This window comes from Streptomyces sp. NPDC050535 (assembly GCF_044457665.1).
Lineage (GTDB): Bacteria > Actinomycetota > Actinomycetes > Streptomycetales > Streptomycetaceae > Streptomyces.
Genome location: NZ_JBITHE010000021.1, coordinates 105,133 through 125,399, shown reverse-complemented (window position 1 = coordinate 125,399; position 20,267 = coordinate 105,133). Strand labels below are relative to the sequence as shown.

The 20,267-nt window shown below is 69.4% G+C and carries 12 protein-coding genes and 5 pseudogenes; 6 read left to right on the top strand and 11 right to left on the bottom strand.

Annotation, left to right across the window (positions count from 1 at the left end):
• Positions 1-14: 14 nt before the first annotated feature.
• From ACIBLC_RS33800 to ACIBLC_RS33765, 8 genes and pseudogenes are all read right to left on the bottom strand, one after another.
• A pseudogene (locus tag ACIBLC_RS33800) lies at positions 15-991 on the bottom strand (transposase); the annotation flags it as partial.
• A 199-nt stretch (positions 992-1,190) separates the two neighbouring features.
• Entirely contained in the window at positions 1,191-1,862 is a 672-nt protein-coding gene (locus ACIBLC_RS33795) for a response regulator transcription factor (protein WP_360081002.1), read from the bottom strand.
• On the bottom strand, positions 1,859-3,100 hold the full coding sequence (locus tag ACIBLC_RS33790; protein ID WP_399215225.1) for a sensor histidine kinase: 1,242 nt from the start codon (positions 3,098-3,100) through the stop codon (positions 1,859-1,861). Before ACIBLC_RS33790 ends, ACIBLC_RS33795 begins: the two co-directional genes overlap by 4 nt.
• A gap of 239 nt (positions 3,101-3,339) precedes the next feature.
• Positions 3,340-5,460: an MMPL family transporter gene (locus tag ACIBLC_RS33785; RefSeq protein ID WP_399215184.1), complete on the bottom strand. Its 2,121-nt coding sequence runs from the start codon at positions 5,458-5,460 to the stop codon at positions 3,340-3,342.
• 259 nt (positions 5,461-5,719) lie between these two features.
• Positions 5,720-5,965 (bottom strand): annotated as a pseudogene (locus ACIBLC_RS33780) (TerB family tellurite resistance protein); the annotation flags it as partial.
• Positions 5,966-6,176: pseudogene (locus tag ACIBLC_RS33775) on the bottom strand (IS1380 family transposase); the annotation flags it as partial.
• A 74-nt stretch (positions 6,177-6,250) separates the two neighbouring features.
• A complete protein-coding gene (locus ACIBLC_RS33770) occupies positions 6,251-6,718 on the bottom strand; it encodes a hypothetical protein (RefSeq protein ID WP_399215183.1) in 468 nt (155 codons plus the stop codon).
• Positions 6,719-7,720: 1,002 nt separating this feature from the next.
• Complete coding sequence (locus ACIBLC_RS33765; RefSeq protein ID WP_399215181.1) at positions 7,721-7,858, bottom strand: hypothetical protein; 138 nt, start codon at positions 7,856-7,858, stop codon at positions 7,721-7,723.
• Between the two features lie 831 nt (positions 7,859-8,689).
• Here ACIBLC_RS33765 and ACIBLC_RS33760 point away from each other — a divergent pair.
• From ACIBLC_RS33760 to ACIBLC_RS33750, 3 genes and pseudogenes are all read left to right on the top strand, one after another.
• On the top strand, positions 8,690-9,088 hold the full coding sequence (locus ACIBLC_RS33760) for a hypothetical protein (protein WP_399215180.1): 399 nt from the start codon (positions 8,690-8,692) through the stop codon (positions 9,086-9,088).
• 217 nt (positions 9,089-9,305) lie between these two features.
• Positions 9,306-9,416, top strand: a pseudogene (locus tag ACIBLC_RS33755) (IS5/IS1182 family transposase); the annotation flags it as partial.
• 1,447 nt (positions 9,417-10,863) lie between these two features.
• Positions 10,864-11,406 carry a hypothetical protein gene (locus ACIBLC_RS33750; RefSeq protein ID WP_399215179.1) on the top strand — a complete coding sequence of 181 codons (543 nt, stop codon included), beginning with the start codon at positions 10,864-10,866 and terminating at the stop codon, positions 11,404-11,406.
• Positions 11,407-11,537: 131 nt separating this feature from the next.
• On the opposite strand, the pseudogene ACIBLC_RS33745 reads toward ACIBLC_RS33750, so the two are convergent.
• From ACIBLC_RS33745 to ACIBLC_RS33735, 3 genes and pseudogenes are all read right to left on the bottom strand, one after another.
• Positions 11,538-12,270, bottom strand: a pseudogene (locus ACIBLC_RS33745) (transposase); the annotation flags it as partial.
• Positions 12,271-12,626: 356 nt separating this feature from the next.
• Positions 12,627-12,881 (bottom strand): hypothetical protein, encoded by a 255-nt coding sequence (locus ACIBLC_RS33740; RefSeq protein WP_399215178.1) that lies wholly within the window; start codon positions 12,879-12,881, stop codon positions 12,627-12,629.
• A gap of 347 nt (positions 12,882-13,228) precedes the next feature.
• Entirely contained in the window at positions 13,229-13,912 is a 684-nt protein-coding gene (locus ACIBLC_RS33735) for a hemerythrin domain-containing protein (protein WP_399215177.1), read from the bottom strand.
• A gap of 84 nt (positions 13,913-13,996) precedes the next feature.
• Between ACIBLC_RS33735 and ACIBLC_RS33730 the strand changes: the two genes are divergently transcribed.
• The 3 genes from ACIBLC_RS33730 (at position 13,997) to ACIBLC_RS33720 (ending at position 19,407) form a co-directional block, all read left to right on the top strand.
• Complete coding sequence (locus ACIBLC_RS33730; RefSeq protein WP_399215176.1) at positions 13,997-16,699, top strand: BTAD domain-containing putative transcriptional regulator; 2,703 nt, start codon at positions 13,997-13,999, stop codon at positions 16,697-16,699.
• A 101-nt stretch (positions 16,700-16,800) separates the two neighbouring features.
• Entirely contained in the window at positions 16,801-17,652 is an 852-nt protein-coding gene (locus tag ACIBLC_RS33725) for an LLM class flavin-dependent oxidoreductase (RefSeq protein WP_399215175.1), read from the top strand.
• A 276-nt stretch (positions 17,653-17,928) separates the two neighbouring features.
• Positions 17,929-19,407, top strand: a complete 1,479-nt coding sequence (locus ACIBLC_RS33720) for an alpha/beta hydrolase (RefSeq protein WP_399215174.1) — start codon at positions 17,929-17,931, stop codon at positions 19,405-19,407.
• Positions 19,408-20,267: the final 860 nt, after the last annotated feature.

Genomic DNA, 20,267 nt, shown 5'->3' with positions numbered 1-20,267 from the left:
CCGGAGGTTCGTGCTCAGACTGCCATGGGTCGATCCGCAGTTGAAGGGTCTGTGCAACGTTGGAAAGAGGGCCCTGAATCCGGTTGTCGGTGGCGGTCCCCTCCGTTTCGCCAGGGCCAGGTGTCGGAGATCCGTAGGCGGAGGCGGCGGCCTCCGCGGGTGATGCGGGCGGCGGTGTGAAGGAGCCGGTAGCGGAGCTTCTTCGGCTCGGCGGTGGCCGACTCGCCTTCCAGGAGCAGGGTTTGGGGCCAGGCCGGCAGGTCAGCGCCGGTCAGTGCCAGTTCGAGCAGGCGGCGTTGATCTGGAAGTGGCGGGAGGGGAAGCGGCCGATGCCGGTGGTCTTGCCGCTGCGGATGCGGTCTTCAACGCGGGCGTGCGCGCGGTGGCGGACCTCCAGATGCTGCAAGGAGCCCTCGCCGTAGGGAGTGTCGGTGAGAAAGACCTGGTGGCGCATGCCTTCTTCCATGTCGAACGGTGATAGCTAAGCGCCCGGGTGCGGACGCTCTCGCCGCACGATGACCCGCGTGCCGTCCGGGTAGTCGGCCAGGTCGATCATGCCGGTCAGCTCGGCGACTTCCGCGCCCTCGCGCAAGGTGCCGTCCTGTTCGAGTTCGGGATGCCAGACATGCTCGGGCAGGGCTCGGATCGTGCGGCGGACCAGCTCGGTGACGGGGTATCCGACGGAGAGGCAGGTGAGGATCCCGCGCGAGTGGAGGGTGCGTATGTGGCGCACGAAAACTTGCGCTCCTCCGGCGCTGTCCGCGCGGATGAGGATGCGTGTGCCGTGGCGGTGGGCGTCGGGGATCTGGGCGAGCGCCTGGTCAAGAACGGTGATGTGGTCGGCGGCGGTGTTGGCACCGGCGTTGCCGGGCCTGAGAACTCCGGCCAAGGCTTCGCCGGTGTTGTCCAGGAAGCACAGCAGCGGGTGATAGCCGAAGCCGCGCTTGTAGGTCGCCGCTCCCAGAAAGTGCCTCCTGCTGTGATGACAGAGACCTTCGGCAAGCCTCATCTTCCCAGCTCGGAAGGCACTTTCGCTTTCCGCTCAAGACTTCGGACACTGCCGTAAGCGAAACGCGCAGACTAGTGCGCACCGAGGGACAGAGCAATGCCTGTGCAACCACAGGGAGTTGAGGGACCGTACAACCGACCCCCGGAACGCAACCTGAACCCGACCCGAAGTCGGCCCGGACTCAGACAGTCCCAGGTATAACAAGCCCCGACTCGTACGCCACGATCACCAGCTGTGCCCGGTCCCGCGCCCCCAACTTGCCCATGATCCGGCTGACATGGGTCTTCGCGGTCAGCGGGCTGAGCCCCAACGCGTCGGCGATCTCGGAGTTGTTGAGTCCCCGCGCGACCAGCGCGAGCACCTGCCGTTCCCGTTCGGACAGCCCGCTCGGCCCGCCCACCGCGGATGTCGTCCCGGTGTTCGGCGCGCGCAGAAAACGGGCGATCAGCCGCGAGGTGGGACCGGGCGAGAGGAGGGATTCCCCCGCGGCCACCGTCCGGATGGCGTCGAGGAGTTCGGCCGGCCTGATGTCCTTCACGAGGAAGCCGGACGCCCCGGCCCGCAGTGCCTCGACGATGTGCTCGTCGGTCTCGTACGTCGTCAGGACGAGCACCTTCACCCCCGCGAGATCCTCGTCGGCGGCGATGAGCCGGGTCGCCTCGATTCCGTCGAGGTCGGGCATGCGGATGTCCATCACGATGAGATCGGCCCGCGCCGACCGGGCCAGCGACACGGCCTCCCGCCCGGTGCCCGCCTCGGCGACGACCTCCATGTCCCCGGCCGACGAAACGAGCATCGCGAAGGAGGCCCGTACGAGGTTCTGGTCGTCGGCCAGCAGTACGCGGATGGTCATCGAACCTCGTCCTCCCGGGACAGCGGCAGTGTGGCGGTCACCTCGAAGCCCTCGGCGGGCCCCGGACCGGCGTTCAGTGTGCCGCCCACGCTACGGGCCCGCTCCCGCATTCCGACAAGCCCGAACCCCCGCGTGCCGTCGGACGGGCCCACCCCGCCGCCCGAGCCGTCGTTCCCGCCCGTCCCGTCGTCCCTGACACTCACCCGCAGTGCGCCGTCCGCGGTCCACAGCCCCACCCGCACGGTGAGGTCCTCGCGGCCACCGTGACGTACGGCGTTGGTGAGCGCCTCCTGCACGATCCGGTACGCGGCGGCGCCCACGGAGGGCGGGATGCCGTCCGCGCGGACGGACAGTTCGACCTTGGCCCCGGCCACCCGGCCGGTCTCCGCGAGCCCGGCCAGTCCGTCGATCCCGGGCAGCGGCCCCCGCATGTCGCCGGCCCCGGAGACGGAACCGGCCCCCGCTCCCACGACCGTGTCATGCGCCCGCAGCACCTCCAGCGTCGTACGCAGTTCCCCCCGGGCGGTACGGCAGGTCCCCGCGATGTCGTCCAGTGCCTGGGCGACGGCTTTGCGGTCGAGGCGCTCGGGGTCGGCGGTGAGGACGTGGGCCGCCACGGACGTCTGCACGCCGATGAGCGTGATGCTGTGGGCGAGCAGGTCGTGCAGGTCACGGGCGATCCGCAGCCGTTCCTCGGCGACGCGGCGCCTGGCCTCCTCCTCCCGGGTGCGTTCGGCCCGTTCGGCTCGTTCGACGACGGAGGCGACGTACCGGCGGTAGTAGCGGACGTCGATACCGATGAACAGGACCGCGATGATCCAGCCGGAGATCTCCAGGGACTCCAGCGCCCCCTTCGGGTTGGTGAGGCCGTTGCTGATCACTGTCGGGCCGAGGACGGCGACACCGGTGAGCAGCGTGCGGCGCACAGTGCCGGTCGCCGCGACGGTGTAGAGCGCCAGGATGGTCGCGGGGATGGGCAGGGCGGGGTTGTAGTCGAGGGCGTAGTACGGAGCCACGCAGGCCACCACCCCGAGCAGGGCCACCACCGGATGGCGGCGCCGCCATACGAGGGGCACGTGCCCGGCGAGCAGCAGCGTCCAGCCGAGCGGGTCGGGCCGGATCCCTTCGCCGCCCATCAGGGAGATGGCTACGGCCAGCACGGCGACGCCCAGCGCGAGGACCGCGTCGTTGCGGGTGCGGTGCGGTGCGGTCAGCGGTTCGCGGTTGACGGCGGACATGATGCGCTCGACGCGACGGGACCGCCCGCCGCCACCGGCCGCCGTCTCCGACGCCGACCGGTCGCGTACCCCTGCTGTGGTCGTTCCCCGTTCTTCCACGGCTCCATCTTCCGGTACTCGTGCGGGAACCTGGGCGCCCCTCCGAAAGGAGGGGCGCCCAGGCGGGTCCGCCGGATCAAGGTGCACGATCAGCGTGCTCGACCAGAGCGTTCGATCGAGGCGGCCTTCGGTAAGCGTGCTCAGGGTGCGCTGACGCTTTCCGGCTGCCGGGGCGGCTCGGTCGGTCCGCTCGACCCGGCCGGTTCGGCCGGCCCGGGCTCCCGTGAGAGCACGCCCGGCCACCACACCTTCCGGCCCAGAGCGACGCTGGCGCTGGTCACCAGGTACGTCCGTACGAGGAAGGTGTCGAGCAGGACGCCGACGGCGATCACGAAGCCGAGCTGGACCAGCTGCACCAGGCCCATGTTCGTCAGCACGGCGAAGGTCGCGGCGAGGACGAGTCCGGCGGAGGCGATGACGCCGCCGGTGGTGCGCAGTGCGGTGAGTGCCGCCGTGGCCGGTTCCGCTCCCGCCAGGGACTCCTCCCTCATCCGGTGCATGAGGAAGATGCCGTAGTCGACGCCGAGGGCGACCAGGAACACGAAGGACAGCAGTCCGAGCCCCGGGTCGGTGCCCTTGAGGCCGATGAGCGGTTCGAAGACCAGTCCGCCGATCCCGAGGGAGGCGCCCCACACCGCGACAACCGCGACCACCAGGAGCAGCGGGGCGACCAGACTCCGCAGCAGCCCGATCAGGATGAGCATCACGGAGACGAGGACGAGCGGTACGACGATCTTCGTGTCCCGGGCGTTGGTGACCTCCAGGTCAATCTGCTGGGCGCTGTCCCCGCCCACGTAGGAGCCCTTCAGTTCGTCCCGCAGGGACTTGATGGTGGCGGTCTCTCCCGCCGACTGGGGTGCGCTCTTGGCGAAGACGGAGATCTCGGTCCAGCCGTCTCCCGTACGCCCCTTCTCCGCGCTGTCGACTCCCGGGGTGCCGAGGACGGCCTCGAGGGTCTCGTCGGCGCGGCCCTGGGGGGTTATCACGTCGATGGGCTGGCTGCCGCGCCCGGGATAGGCCTTGGCAAGGGTCTCCATCGCGACGACGGCTTCCGGCTTGTTGACGAAGGAGTCCTCCTGCTTGAGCGGTCCCGGCAGGTTGAGCGAGCCCAGGGCCAGGGCGCCGAGCAGTACGGCACCGCTCGCGAGTACGGTCAGCGGTCTGCGTCCGGCAGAGCTGCCCATCGCCGAGAACAGGCTCCGCCGCTGCTTGGGCGTGCTCCCGAAGGCGGGCACGAGCGGCCAGAACACCCGCCGTCCGACCAGTACGAGGATGGCGGGGAGCAGGGTCAGCATCGCGATCAGCGCGCACAGCACACCGATGGTGCCCAGCGGGCCCATGCCCCGGCTGCTGTTGAGGTCGGCGGCGAGCAGGCACAGCAGTCCGGCGGCGACGGTGCCGGAGGAGGCGAGCACGGCGGGCCCGCAGCCGCGCAGGGCGGCGACCATGGCCTCGTACGGTCGCTCGATGCGCCGCAGCTCCTCCCGGTAGCGCGAGACGAGCAGCAGCGCGTAGTCCGTGCCCGCCCCGAACACGAGGATCGTCATCACACCCGAACTCTGCCCCGAGACGGTCGTGCCGAAGGCCTGGTTGAGGCCGTAGGCGACACCCATCGACATGTAGTCGGCGATCCCAGCAACGACGAGGGGCACGAGCCACAGCACGGGGCTGCGGTAGATCAGAATCAGCAGTACGGCGACGACGGCGACGGTGCTGAAGAGCAGCGGTCCGCCGAGCGAGTCGTAGACCGCGCCGGAGTCGGTGGACAGCGCGCCGGTGCCGCCCACATCGACGCTCAACCCGCCTTCGCCTTGGGCGACTTCGCGGACGTCGTTGACGAGCTTGTCCTGCTGCTCCTCGTTCGCCCCGGGCTCGTTGCTGGCGACCGGGTACATCAGGGTCGTGCCGTCCTTGGACGGAATCCCCTTGGGAGCACCGCCGATCAGCTCGTGCTGCCGGGTGATCTCCGCGACCTGCCCGGCCGCGGTCTCCCGGTCGGCGGCGCTGAGCCCGCCGTCCCGGTGGTAGACGAGCACCATCTCGGTGGTCTCGCCACCGGGCAACTTCTCCTCGATCTTCGCCACTTGCGTCGAGTCCGCGCTCGCCGGCAGGTAGTCGGTGACCTTGTCGTGCTGCACGTCGGCGAGCTTCGCCGCGAACGGCCCGACGAGCGCGATCACCGCAATCCACAGCCCGAGCACCGCCCATGGAACGGCTCGCCCGCGCCCCGTCCTCGTCGTGGTTGTCTCTCCGGCCCTCATTAACCGATCTCCCTCCGGGTGACGTCTGCTTCGGTCCCCAGACTTCCGGTGAGAATCACGGCTTTCGTCGGGCGGGAGGGCGAGGTGACGCGTACTGCCGGGGGCGACGGCGGGTGCGGATTACTCCCTGGGGAGTAGTCGGCGGACGGCGCGCCGCCCCGGAAGGGGCGCGGGGAACCGCGCGACCAGCCCTCACCGACCCGCTGCAGAAATGAATCCCCCGCCGGGAGGGCGCGAGGGGCCCGGGCCCACCCGGGGCTCACGACGCCGTCCGCATCACCGTGAGCAATCGCGTCACATCATCCGCACAGATCGTCAGCGCAGCGCCCACCGTAGCGAGGGTCTCCCGTTCGGCAGGCGTGTACGGCCCGTCGGCGAGAGCGATATGGGCGCCCTGGAGGAGGATGGCCTCCCGGTCGGCGGGGGCCAGGTGGGGCGCCAGCGGGTCCAGGGTCTCGTGGAGCTCCATCGCCAGCCCGGGCCCGCAGGGTTCGCCGAAGATCCGGCGCCATGCGGTGAGGGTGGAGGCGACCGGACTGTATACCTCGCGCTGGTCGCGCAGGAGGGCCAGGTCGGCCGGCAATTGCCTCGCCGCCGTCGGCGAGCATCACCGCCAGGTCGACCGTTACCCGGCCGGGATCGTGGCCGGTGCCGCGCGGCCGCAACCGGTGCAGCGCATTGGCGAAGGAGCCGGTCAGACCGGTGGCGTCGGCGAGAATCGTCCCAGCTCAGAAGGCACTTTCGTGTCTCCGCTCAAGATCCGGACACGGCATCAAGTGAAACGCGCAGGCTAGTGGTGGCTCCAGTGGCGATGGACCTGTTGCACGTCGGCTTCAAGGACATCGCGCAGGTCGTCGTTGCTCGAGGGCATGTCCAGGCCCAGGGCACTGGCGATCTTGCGGTAGGACGTGGTCATGTCCGGGTCTCCCGCGGCGACGAGAGAGGACAGGAGTGCCTGGTCGGCCGGAGTGCTCTGGTCGACGAGCGTCAGGACCTGCATCCGGTCCGCGAGGGTCGTGCGGGGGAGTGCGGTTCCGAGTTGCTGTTCCAGCCCGGCCCAGGTGGTGGTGCGCTGTTCGCGCGCCGACTTCTTCAGGGCCTCGCGCACGGCGGCGGCCGCGGCCTGAAGCACGTCCGGTGCCAGTTCCCGGCGTGCCGGGTTCGGCCGGTCCTTCCTCGATGGCTCCGACGTCCTTCTGATCCAGAACCGGGCATCGCGCCGCTCGTCGGCGGACAGCCAGTCGCCGGCGACGTCCACGACGGTTTCCAGCTCTCGCGCGAGCTCGCGCTGTTGGTCGGCGAAGAGGTGGAAGCGCTGTTTGTCGAGGTGGTCAAGGATGAACCGGGCTCGCCGCAGGGCCGCCCGACGGTCCCGCCGTTCCCGGTGCGAGGCCTTCGGTGCTGCCGTCTGCTGCGGCCGCTTCCTCTCCCTCTTCGCTGGTGTCGACCGCGGCGTGGACGCGTCTTTGCCTGCGGGCTGATGCCGGGGAATTGCCTTCGTCCTGGCGGGTGGGCGTTTGGGGCGAGGCGCCAGCAGGGGGTGAAGTAGGGGCCGTGCCGAGGTGCGGGGAGGTGGTCCTGCCGGCGGACGAAGGCGCAGGCCGCGGCCAGGACGCGCTGCTCGTCGGCGCCGGCTCCGCGCCGGGTGAGGGCGGTGGCCCTCTGCAACTGGGAGCGCACGTCCCAGGCCCGGCGCTCGCCTACAGCCGCTTCGAGATCGGCGAAGACCCGCTGCTGGTAGTCCTCATAGCCAGCCAGCCAGCCAGCCAGCCAGCCAGCCAGCCAGCCAGCCAGCCAGCCAGCCAGCCAGGACCGGGCTTCGGCCAGCGCCTCCTCTGCCTCCGCTCGAACCGCGGGGTCGAGCCGGTCGAGGAACTCGACACTGCCGTCACACAGCCGTCGGACATGCTCAACCGTTCCGGCGCGCTGGGCGGCCTCGATACCGCGGATGAAGCGGATGACGTTCTCCGGCAAGACTCCCGGCCGATACGCCTGATCGGCCCGGGCGGGCGCGGGGCTGGTGAGTGTGGACTGGCGCCGCAGGATGTCCGTGGCGGCCGGGGTGATCAGGCCGTCCTCACTCCAGGAACAGTCGGCCAGCGGCACCCACTCGGTGGGCCGGGCCAGGCTCTGCGTACCGATCCACACCCTGCGGCCGGCGACGACTCTCGCATCGGACCCGGTACACGTACGGGCAGCGGGAGAGCACCCCCGGCTCCGGCATCACGCCCGGGCCCAGGACAGGGGTGTTGCCGCCCGCTCAGTCCCGCGCCACGGAGCCGTCCATGTGGACCCGCAGCGCCAGGCCGTCGTCGAGGTCGACGTCCAGCAGCGAGCCGATCGGCGGCGGGAAGGCGAAGTGACCGGTGAGGCCGTAGTCCAGGAGCGAGTGGGACATCGCCGACTTCACATACAGGTGATCGGCGCTGGACTGTCCGAACCTTCGGCCGGCGGCAGTCGTGCGGGGCGCCGTTGGGCTGCGGGTGATGCTGGAAGTGGCACTGGCGGTCGACGTACAGCTTGTGCGCGAGCTGGGCGCCGCAGCCGCCGAGCAGGAGCCCGCACCAGAAGGTGTCGTGGCCGTGCACGCGACGGAAGGCGTCCAGTTGGACGGCCTCGGTCGGCAGGATGACGGGCACGTCCGAGCGCTCGTCACCGATCACCGCCGTCTGCACCAACCGTGTGTCCCGCACGTCGACGCCCCCCAACCACCCGCATCCACGATAGATCCGCAGGCGGAACGGCCGACAGGGCGCGAACCGTGCTGGGTCGTCGGGTCAACTCCGGGGTGTGGCACCTCACCCAGCGCGCGCCCTCATCTGAGCCTCGTCCCGCCCGGATCCGGCAGGCGCGCAGACGGCGAAGCCCGCGGGACCGTCACCGGCGGCCGGCGCACCTCTGTTGCGGCGAGTGCTCGGCAGAGGGACTGAGTTGGTGACGAGGCCAGCCTTCAGGTGCCCGGACGGTACGCCGACACCTCCATGGCAACCGGTAGTTCGAGTTCGGTCGCAGGACCAGCACCGGATGTGAGAGGAATCGTGTCGGAGAGCTGACGGTACCTCTCCGATGGGTGACCACGCACGGAACGAGGGGGCCCCTCATGGAGCCGGACACCGGGCCTGAAGCCATCAAGCCGCGCCCCGACTACCCGCCGAAGACGTCTCCGCCTCCGAAAAGGCCACCGTCGCCGCCACCGCCGCAGACGCTGCTGGAAGCGTCTGCTCTTCCCATGCCTCAGCGTGGCGGCCGTGCGGGCCGGCCGGTGATGAAGAACCGTCAGGGCGCCTCCTGGTCGCTGGAGGCGCAGCCCTGGGCGCCGGGCAATGCCTTCGCCGAAGTGACGGGACGGCTGGACAAGTGGGGTCTGCGGACACCGGACGCCCTGGAGGCCCTCGTGCGCCAGTTGGTGACCACGGTCGTGGCGGACGGTGGCCGGCACATCAGCCTCCACCTCGCCGAGCAGAACGATCAGGCTCTCCTCCTGGCCTTCAGCCACCATCCCCATCCAACGCAGGCGCAGGACGACGACGTACTGACCCGCCTACGCGAACTCGGCGCCGTCAGCTGCGGGACAGAGATGACCGGCGAAGGCCGCCAGGTCTGGGCAGTGCTCGACCTGGTCACCTGACGACATCCTCCGCAAGGGCGGCCGCCGCCACCGGATTGGCGCCCTCAGGGCTCGCGCAGCGCCGGGAAGACTGCCGCGCCCTGTGTGGCGCATGGCGCGAACACCACCAGCACTGAACGCTCCGCTCCGCACCCACCCATCGGACACTTCCGCCCCGCCCCCACAGAGGACCCATGCCTGCGTATCCAACTGCCCGCACGCACCGACCGGTCGCGGACTGTCCGGCTGCCGACGCCTTCACCGCCGCTACGAGCGCAAGCCGGAACACTTCCTTGCCTTCACCGCCATCGCCGCAACCCTCATATGCCACCGCAGACTCACCAACTGAAATGACTTCTAAACCGCTCGCAGCCTGGCAGGACGGGTGGGCGCCCAGCACTCATCCGCGCGGGGCCGCCATCGTCGCCGCGGCTCCCCGGACACCGGGATCGATCCGATACAGCAGCAATGGCACATCGGCCGAGAAGTCACCCTGGCACAACCCCGCCGAGGAGGTGTCTCCCGCGGCCCCGCAGCTGTGATGGCGGCCGGCTCTGGCGGCGCCGGCGGCGAATTCACCAGATTCGACCTCCCCCTCCCGGCCGACGGAGCAGGCTCGTCCGCCACCCCGCTGGGCTACGAGGTGAACCCGGGCGGATGGATCAGGCTGCCCGACGGCACCGAGCTCCCACCACTGAGCTGGACCAGCTTCGGCGACGACTTCTCCACGTACCCACAGGCACACTCCTGCGTGGCGACAACGGCTGGATCGGCCACGTCGGAAACATCGACCAGATCACCGCAGCATGGATGCACCTCGACCCACGGGCAGCTCCCCACACACCGGTACCAACCGACACCGGCCTCCACATGGTGCCCGCCCTGACAGCCCCGCGATCCACATCCCCATCACACCCCGCACCACCCACGACGCACCACGCCCGCCCACGACCACAGAACCGCACCCGGCACAGCGAACAGAAGCAACGGAACGGACGGAAACGCTCTCCCCCGCCGAACAGCCTCCCCCTCCCAGGCGACGCAACTGGCCGAGCGCGAACTGACGCCGCTGTACGTCCTGCCCGAAGGGGACGCGCTGGCGCACGCGCTGACCGCCGTTGCCCCAGGTGAGAGCGGCCGACTGGCAGGGCACAGCTGGCCCTCAAGTCCGGAAGAGCTGCGGGCCGCGCTCGGCGACGCACTCGCCGCCGATCTGCGCCTGCCGCCGTCTCCGGCAACCCGGCGCCCGCGGTGTTCTTCGGCCTCGAACCCCGGCCGACAGCCCCGGCTCCCCGGACGGCCAGCGCCTCCTCCGGCACATCGGCCGCGGAGCCACCTGCCGCCCCGGCCGTGGAGACGGGTTCCGTCCCTGTGCCCGTCGCGCAAACCGTCCTGACGCCTCCTCTCGCGGAGGAGACCACCGCACCCCCGCGAACGGCCTCGGCCCCACGGGCAGAGCAGGGCACGGACACGGCCACGGGCGAGGCGACAACCGTCATCGTGCTTGCCGACGACAGAGCCGAAGCGGCCCCCGCCGTTCCACCGGAGGACGACTAGGGCCATTTCCGGAACCTGTTGGTGATGTTCATCCGTCCCTGTGATGAACATGCACAGAGCCAATCTGTCCGACCGCGACAGCCGCGCCACTGCGGCGGTCAATTCGGTTTCTGCGGTGCACGCGAGGCGGGAAACCTGTCGGCTTTCCCGAGAAAAACATCGAACTGGCCTGTCCGTTCGGTTCAGTCCGCGATAGTAGTCCCCGAATATCGTTGTCAGATAGATGGAGCAAACTGGCCGTGACACGAATAAACAGTGGGATCGGACGCATTCTGACAGTCGCTGTGGCGGCTGTGGCATTGGCGTTGTCCATGAGTTCCCCGGCTTCGGCCGGTGCCCAGGCAGCGAACAGGGTCTGCGCCAAGGTGTACGTGCAGGGCTCCGGCTGGACGGCCGAACAATGTGCCAACGCCGGACAGTCGGTGTCGGTCGGCGCGGCCGGAGGCGGGCGCGCGATCGAGGCCGTTGAGATGGCGGTCGCCGGGAGCAGTCTCTGTGCCAGGGGCTATCGGCAGGGCTCCGGGTGGGGGGCTGAGAAGTGCGCCGCGTCCGGCACCCGCATCACACTTGGCTCCGCAGGTACGGGGCTGCGCCTGGAAGCGGTGACCTTCGGTGTGCAGACAGGGACGATTTGCGGCAACTCCTATGTGCAGAGCGTGGGCTGGAACCCGGTCTGGTACTGCGGGGTTAACGGCGAGACCAACGCGATCGGCACCACCGGGCAGAACAAGCGCATGGAGGCCGTGTCCTTCATGATCTGTCGGTCGGTCGAAAACTGCTGACCAGCTTTCCTTCGCGGCCCGATTGAAGAAAGCCCCGCGGAAAATGTCTGGCCCGCATGAACGGCCGTAACAGTTTCGTCCCGCTCAGGGGCGGAGCAGGGCCATGGCGTGTGCCTCGGATGTCTGGTTGGTCACGTGCTGCCGTAGAGGGCGAGGACGCGGTGGCGTTCGGTGTGGGCTCGGCGTCCGGCGGCGGTGTTGACGTACCCGGCGAGCTTGAGCGCACCGCGGATCAGGTCGCGGACGGCAGCGAGCACGACAGGCGCGTTGCGGGTTCTGACCTGGGATTTATCTTCTCCGAAGGCGACATCGCGCGCCCAGTGACGGTGTTCTCCACGGTCCAATGAGCGCGGGCCCAGGCGACGATCCCGGCCGCGTCGTCCTGCAAGGCGGGCAGCCGGTGGAGTTGGCGGGCCTGACCGCGCTGGTTGTTTCTGATCGCGAGGAGGTAGTGGGCGCCGCGTTCGCGCAGTTAGACGGCGTGAGAGTACTGGGCGTGGAGAGCATCGGCGGTGATGTCCACCCCGACGAGGTCGGCATCGTCGAGTAGGGGTGCGAATTCGGCGATTTCGTTTGTCTTCGCGCCGATCTCACGCGAAGCCAAGGTGAGGCCGTCGCCGTGGCGGACCGCGGAGAGCACGAAGACCTGGCTGCCGTTCGGGCGTCTTGCCCCGCGCAGGCACTTGCCGCTCACCGCGATGGCCCGGCGCCTGCGGCGCACCGGATCGGCCTGGACGGCGGCCCGGTATGCCCGGCGCGCTGCTCGCGCTCCGGGCCGCCGTCGGGCATCAGCGGCGCCGGAATCGTGTGCTCGTCGGGGAGTAGGGGCGTCAAGCAGGCGAATCCGGTGACTGCGCGCGGATCGGTGAGCGACTCGACCCCGGCGACTAGGCTGCGGACTGATTCCGCTCGGCACCCCCACGTAGGGCTTGCAGACGGAGTACGGGGCAAACGGGAGCAGCAAGTCCACGATCCACAGGGGGCGTGTTCGTCTGCTCTGAGGCTCGCCGCCAACATCAACCGCGCCAGTTCAGGACAAGCCGGGCAATCGCCGGGGCCGCCCTGGTTGAGTAGGTGGCTGCAAACGCTCGATTCCGAGAGACTGGGCGCACTGCGTAAGAGCTCGTAACACGATCATGATCGGGCCTTCTTGAGTCGCCTCCAGCAGATCAAGTCGCAGGCGAGGGAGAGAAGGCGTCGTGGAGTTCGGTGCGGCGTTCTCATCGGACGGCGAGGCGCTTGAAGTGGTGGTGCAGGGCGAAGGTCTGCTCGACGACGTAGCGGAGCTTGCCCAGGCCCTTGATGTTCGGTGATCCCTTGCGGGAGATGACGGGCAGGATTCGCTGGTGACGCAACTCGTCGCGGTTGGGGTTGGAGTCGTAGCCCTTGTCACCGAGCAGGGCCTTGGGCCGTCTGCGGGGCCGGCCGGGGCGGCCCACGACGGGTGGGATGCCGTCAGGGGAACCGTCTGCCATGAGTACAGGTGTTCCAGCACGAAAACTATGCTTCGGGTTGTCGGCCGATCAGCGTTCCCATCGGCGACCAGAAGGGGTGGATGAACCGCCGGCCCCGATGAAAGCCCGCAGACCACGAACGGCCACGCCGTTCAGGTGGCGGTGTCCGTCTCGCTGAGTGCCTACTTCTGAACCTCGTAGCAGCAGGTCAGGGGCCATCAGTCCGGCGGCCTGGGGAGCGTCCTCCGCAGCCGCGTCGATCTTTCCCCCTGCGATGACGATCCGCCCGGCGGCGATGGCCAGGCACAGGAACGTGATCAGGATCGGCGATCACAGCCGCAGCTCGCGGGTGATCCAGTGGTCGAGGATCAGAGATCTGAATCCCGGCTCGCGGAGGCCAGGCGCTCACGGTGGGTGCGATAGAGACGAGTCCCGAGCGGGCGGCCGGCGTGCCAGACGACGGCGGGGACGGCTGCGCGCAGGAGCTGGGCCTGCTCCTGGCTCGCCCCGCGCAGGGCCATGCCCAACATCAGCAGACGCTGTACGAAAGGCACCTTGCCCAGAGACGCCTCGACGGTCGTCTTCCACTCGCGTTCGGTCAGGTGGCGATCGATGAGCGGCAGGATCCGCTCCTCCTCCAGCGCCAGATGCTCGTACAGCGCTGGCAACAGACGTTCGGCAACGGCGGCGACGGCGTCCCGGTCGGTGGCGTCGGCCGAGGCCTGCCAACGCCGACCGCCCGCAGCGAGCTCCTTCAACTCGCTGTCGATGAAGGCGTGCTGCCGGTCCATCGTCTCGATGAGGGGCCCAGCGTCATCGGGGCAACGCTCCCGCAGTCGGGGCCACACATGGTCGTCCTCGCTGGTGTGATGGGCGTGCAGGAAGTCGACCATCATCAGTACGTGGTCGGCGACGACGGAGGTGCTCTGCGCGTCACCGGCCGGCACACCGGCGATCAGCGCGGGCAGAGCGCCGAACTCCCTCCGCATGGCGTCGTGTGCGCCGATCATGTCGCGGCTGTCGGCCATCTTCTCGCTCTTCTTGGTGTGCATGGAAGCAGCTTCGAGGCCGTACCTTTCAATCCGCCTACAGCACGGATACGGCGCGGCCGCCGCGCCGTTGCCACTATCGGTGACATGGGCTTACATGGTGCGGTGTTGACGTTCGCGGTGCTGGGTCCGTTCGAGGTCCGAGCGGGTGATCAGCCGGTCCACGTCGGAGGCCGGCTGCCCCGCAGGCTGCTGGCGATCCTCGTCGCCGGGGAAGGGCGGCCGGTCTCGGAGGACAGCCTGGCCGAAGGACTGTGGGATGACCGTCGGCCACGCAACCCCGCGGGCGCCCTGCAGGTGTACGTCTCCCGGCTCCGCCGGGTGCTGCCGGGCACGGCGTTGCAGCGCTCCGCCAGCGGCTATCGGCTCCTGGCCGCCGACACCGACGTCGAACGGTTCCGCGGCCACCTCGTCCGGGCCCGTGCGCTAGTGGCCTGCGGCCGCCACGCCGATGCGCACGAGGCTTTCGAGACGGCGCTGCGGTTGTGGCGCGGGACACCGTACGAGGATCTGGCCGACCACGAGTCGACGACCGCGATCCGTGTCGCCTTGGTGGAACAGCGTGACAGCGCCCAGGAGGAAGGCGTCGCAGCACTGCTGGCCACCGGCGACCACGCCGGTGCGGTGGCCATGCTCGAGCCGCTGGTGCACGCCGCGCCGTACCGCGAACGCCGTTGGCAGTTGCTGGCGCTGGCGCTCTACCGTTCGGGACGTCAAGCCGACGCTCTGAACGCGGTCCGCCGGGTCCGGACCCTGCTGGCCGAGGAACTGGGTGTCGACCCCGGACCGGAACTGCGGCAGCTCGAAGGCCGCATCCTGTCACAGGACCCGGCCCTGGCGGCCACCGGCGTCCGGACCGCGACGCCCGGCGATCGACCGCTGTCGTCGTTCATCGGCCGCGACGCCGATCTGGCCCTGCTGAGCCGTCTCGTCGACACGCATCGGCTCGTCACCATTGTCGGGCCCGCCGGTTCGGGCAAAACCCGCCTGGCCGTGGAATGGGGCGGACGGGACGCCGTCGTCCGGCTCGCTGATGTGGCCGACCCCGCCCACCTGGTCTCAGCGGTCGCCGCGGCGTTAGGAGTCACCGGGTTCACCGGGGACCCGTACGAGGCGCTCATCAAGCGGCTACGCCTACACAGGAAGTATTTGGTACTCGACAACTGCGAGCACCTCGTCGGCGAGGCGGCCCGGCTCGTCGTCGACCTGCTCGACCGGATTCCCGCGTTGCGGGTGGTGGCCACCAGCCGCAGCCCGCTCGGCATCGACGGCGAGCACAATCTGCCGCTCGGTCCGCTGGCAGGCGACGACGCCGTGACGCTACTGACCGATCGCATCCGCGCAAGCCGGCCCGGCTGGATCGCGCAGGACACCGACCGCCGGGATCTGCGCCGCCTCGCCGACGCGCTGGACCGTCTGCCGCTGGCCCTGGAACTGGCGGCGGCGCGCGTGCGGACCTTCGGCGTACGGGGGCTGATCGAGAATCTGGACGACCGGTTCACCGTGCTGGGCAAGATCCCGCACAACAAGATGACCCCGCACGCGACGTTGCAGGAGGCCGTCGCCTGGAGCTTCGACCTTCTCTCCGAGGAAGAGCATGACCTCGCGGTGCGGCTCTGGCCGTACGAGGGCGGCTTTCCCTTGCAGGCCGCAGGCCCCGCCGCCGGGCTCGGCGTGCTCGTCACGCTGGTCGACCAGTCCGTGGTCACCGCCGAGACCGGCGGCAGCACCGCACGCTACTGGATGCTCGAGACGATCCGAGCGTACAGCCGGTCCGTGGACAAAGATCCGGCGGCGACCCGGGCCGCCCATGCCCTCTGGGTCCGCGAGCTGGTCGCCCGGGCCGAGGCCGATCTACAGGGCGTACGGTCCGCGACCACGATGGCGGCGCTGCGTCTGGAGTTGCCGAACCTGCGCGCGGGACTCGCACACGACCTGACGCATGCCCCGGTCGAGGCATTGCGTACGGCCGCGCGGCTCATGTGGTTCTGGATCCGCAGCGGCCTGCTCGCCGAGGGCAACCGGATGCTGACCGCGGCCCTGGCCGCCGCGCCGGACGCCCCGCTCGGCGACAGCGTGCGGGCCAGGACCTCGTCGGCCGCCCTGCTCTACTTCACCGGCGATGTCACCACGGCACGGCGCATGCTGTCCGAGGCGAACCTGGCGGTGGCCTCGGAACCGAGGTATCGCAGCTTGCTCGCCGAGGTCCGCTACTACCAGGCTCTGGTCCAGCTGCCGGGAGGCGACCCGGCGATCGCGCTGGCCGCGTCGGCCGAGGCACACGCCATCGCCACCGAGACGCAGACCACCTGGCTGATCGCGGCCACCGCGATGGCATGGGGCGCCGCTCTCGTCATGGCCGGCCGGATCGCCGAAGGCCGAAACCGGTTGCGGGCCGCAGTGCGCCTCGCCGACGCCTCCGGGCTCGTCTGGACAGCCGCGCTCAGCGAGCTGATGCTGGCCCAGACCCTGGTCGACGCGAAGGGTGGCGAAGCCCTTCCGCTGCTGCGGTCCTCGCTGCGGCGCTTCCTCACCGAAGGCGACCTGAGCAACCAGCTGGCCGTGCTGCACAACGGGGCCCTGGCGCTGGACGCGGCCGACGACGCGGCCGGCGCCGCGCTGCTCCGCAACGTCGTCCATTTTCACCAGGCGCGCAGCGACATCCGGCCGGCCGGCACCTTTCTCCAGTCGACCGTGCCGCACGGCTGGTACGAGGGCGCCCCTCCCTCCCAGCCGCCGACGCTCAACGACGCCGTCGCCGTCCTGAGCGCCTCGGCGCGCGCTGTCTGACCGTTGCAACCCGGGTGTATGGGCGCCTGGGCAGGATCACGGGTGGGTCCGGTCCACGGCCCGTACAACATCGACACCCGTACCAGCTGAGGAGCCTCTCGATGCGCATCGGCATCGGAATACCCAACCAGGTCCGCGACGTCCACGCCCCGGTGATTCCCGCCTGGGCCCGCCGAGCGGAGGAAGCGGGCTTCTCCACCCTGGGCACCACCGGCCGGGTCGCCTATCCGGGCGTGATGGACACCGTCGCCCTGGCCGCAGCCGCCGGGGCCACCACCACGATCGGGCTGCTCAGCCAGGTGCTGCTGGCGACCACCTGGCCGGGCGCGCTGCTGGCCAAGGAGGCAGCGTCGATCGACGGAGTCTCCGGCGGTCGACTCACCCTCGGCATCGGGGTGGGCATCCGCGAGGACGACTTCGTCGTTCCCGGGCACGGCCCCCGGGACCGGGGCGCCCGGATGGACCGCGACCTGGCAACCTACCGGTCGATGTGGGCCGGCGAACCCGTTCCGGGAAGCCCGAACCCGGCGGTTCCGGCCGGAGGACGGCAGGTGCCGCTGCTGTTCGGCGCCACCACCCCGGCCGCCTACCGCCGGATGGCCCAGTCGTCGGACGGTTTCATTGCCGGATCGGTGCCCGCGGCCCTGGCGTCCGGCGCTTTCGACGCCGCCCGTGCCGCGTGGGAGGCGGCCGGGCGGCCGGGACAGCCCCGGCTGGTCGCCCTCAACTACTTCGCGCTAGGCGATCCCGGCCGCGGTCGGGCCAACATTGCCGATTACTACGCCGCTACCGGCGAATACCAGAAAATCGTCGTTGACAACGTGCACACCGATGCGGAATCACTGCGCGACGCCGTCAAGCAATTCGAGGCCCTGGGCGTCGACGAACTGATCCTGGGCCCCGGAACCGACGACATCGACGAGGTCGCCCGCCTGGCCGAAATAGTCCTCTGACGCGAAGCTCACGCCTCTACTTTAAGTGCCCGTCGCCACTGTGGGGGCTGTTTATAAGGGCTACACCGTCCACCGGCCCGGCCCTTGCCGCTGAAGTCACATTCCCATTCGCTTACATGAGGCGCCGGCCGGAGGGTAGTTGGGGGTCACCCGACGCTTCGGTCGGTGTGCGAAATGACCGTGTGCATTCCGGTGACCCGTCAACGGCCGGGACCTCGTCTGGTCCGGCCTTCGTCGCACCATCCCGATCCGCAGGTTTCTCAGAAAGGCTCACTCGTGAGGAAGTCCGCAGCAGCAGCACTCGCTATCGGTCTGCTGACAACGCTGTCAACGGCGTGTTTATCGGCCGAGACCGATGTGGAGAAGCTCTCCTGGAAGAAGTGCCCCGAAGGTGTGGCTGCGGCGGGAGTCGAATGCACCACGCTCGACGTCCCGCTCGACTACGAGAAGCCGGACGGGAAGACCATCGGGATCGCCGTCTCCCGGCTGGCGAGCAAGAATCCCGACAAGCGCCGCGGCGTCCTCCTCACCAATAGCGGGGGCCCCGGCGGGGAGACCCTCACCATGCCGGCCGCTCTGCGCAAGCTCGGTCTCCCCAAGAGCATCCTGGACAGCTACGACATCATCGGGATGGACCCCCGGGGCGTCGGGCGCAGCACGCCGGTGACCTGTGGGCTGAAGCTGACGGATCATCCGAGCAACATCCCCACCTACGCACGGAACGCGGCGGACGTGGCGGCCGAGGCCAAGCGTGTCGAGGCTGTCGCGAAGAAGTGCGCGGCTTCCCGGACGGCGGCCCTCCTCCCGCATATCACCACGGCGAACACTGCCCGCGACCTGGATCGGGTCCGCGAAGCCCTCGGCGAGTCCAAGGTCTCTTATTTCGGTATCTCCTACGGCACCTACCTCGGTTCCGTCTACGCCACTATGTTCCCCAAGAGCACCGACCGGGTCTTCCTGGACAGCGTGACCGGCCCCGGTGGCTGGAACGCATCGTTCGCCCGCGACTTCGGCCAGGGCTTCGAGGACCGCTTCCCCGACTTCGCCAAGTTCGCAGCCGCCCAGAACGAGAAGTACGGCCTGGGCCGGACGCCCGAAGAGGTCGAAGAGACCTTTTCCGACATCGCCGCGAAGCTCGACAGGAAGCCGAGCGTCGACGGATTCACGGGCGCGGCGTTCCGGCAGGCGACCTTCGACCGCTTCTACTACGACAGCAAGCTGCCGGAACTGGCCGGCATATGGAAGGCGCTCAACACCGGCAAGCCGATCCCCAAGCTGAAGCCGGCCGAAGGCGATAGCCCGGCGGGCGGTTCGTCCGGCGTGCCCTCGGACAACTATCTGGCGAGTCAGATGCACGTCATCTGCAACGATTCAGACTGGCCCGCGGACGTCTCGGTCTACGCCCGAAACGTCGAGCAGGACCGCAAGGCGTACCCCAAGTTCGGAGCCGCCGGCGCGGACATCACACCCTGCGCGTTCTGGCCGTCGCAGCCCAACGAGAAGCCGGTGAAGCTCACCGACCGCGGCCCGTCCAACATCCTGCTGCTCCAGAACCGCCGTGACCCAGCAACGCCACTGCACAGCGCCCTCAAGACGCGCGCGGCGCTCGGGGACCGGGCGCGACTGGTGACGGCCGACCAAGGCGGGCACCTGGCGTACCTGTTCCTGGACAACAAGTGCGCCAACGACATCGTCACCACCTTCCTCACCACCGGCGAACGCCCCGACGAAGACACCGCCTGCCCCTCGAACTGAGCCTGTGGGCCCTTGGCCTGTTCGTACGGCACACCCGCGTACGAAGTCGGTGGGGGGCGGGGTTCAATTCCCGCCCCCCGCAAAGGGAGAGTTATATGCGTCAGGCAGTAAAAGTAGGGGCGGCACTCCTGGATCACGACCGCGGCCAACGTCAACGACGTCACCCAGCCCCTCGCCCTGGTCGACGGCATCCCACCCGTCGTGGGCCGCCCCGGTCGGCCCCGCAGACGGCCCAAGGGCCCGCCAGTTGTTGCTTGGTCGGTCCATCCAGTCCGAAGTCCCATGTCGAGGATTTGGACACGGTCGTGAGACTGAACGGCTGGACATGAGCATGAGACTCCACAAAAGCCGCAGTTCGGAGTCCCTTCGTAGGACGTGAGCCGCGACACCCTACGTCAGCCTATGGGCGAGTGCCGGGTGCGGCACGCGGAGAGTGAGCCGCAGGCAGCCCCGATTCGAGGCAAGGGCGAGTCGCGCCTGGATAGGCGTGAGAACCCGTCTTTGAACCTGCCGGTTTTTCCCAGCGGGAGGTTAAGCTCCGCTGGTGTCGAGTACGCAGGACGAGTAGGTCTCTCCCTATGCGCCCGCCGCTGACCAGGTCGCGGCTGTCCAGCGCCATGTACCGATCTCTGGCGACCAGAGGGTGGCTGTTACCGCTCTGCTGGAGGAGTTCGTGGCTGTGGCAGCACGACACGGCATCACGGCGAATGAACTTGGCCGTGTTGACCAGCCTGCCGGACGTCTGTGTTGACGCTGTTCTCGCGGCCAATTTGAGGACGAAGCAGGCCTGAGCGGAGAACAGCAGGTCGTCGTCAGGCCACTTGCAGCGCAGACTGCGGGCGCGGCTTGGCGGCGTTCGG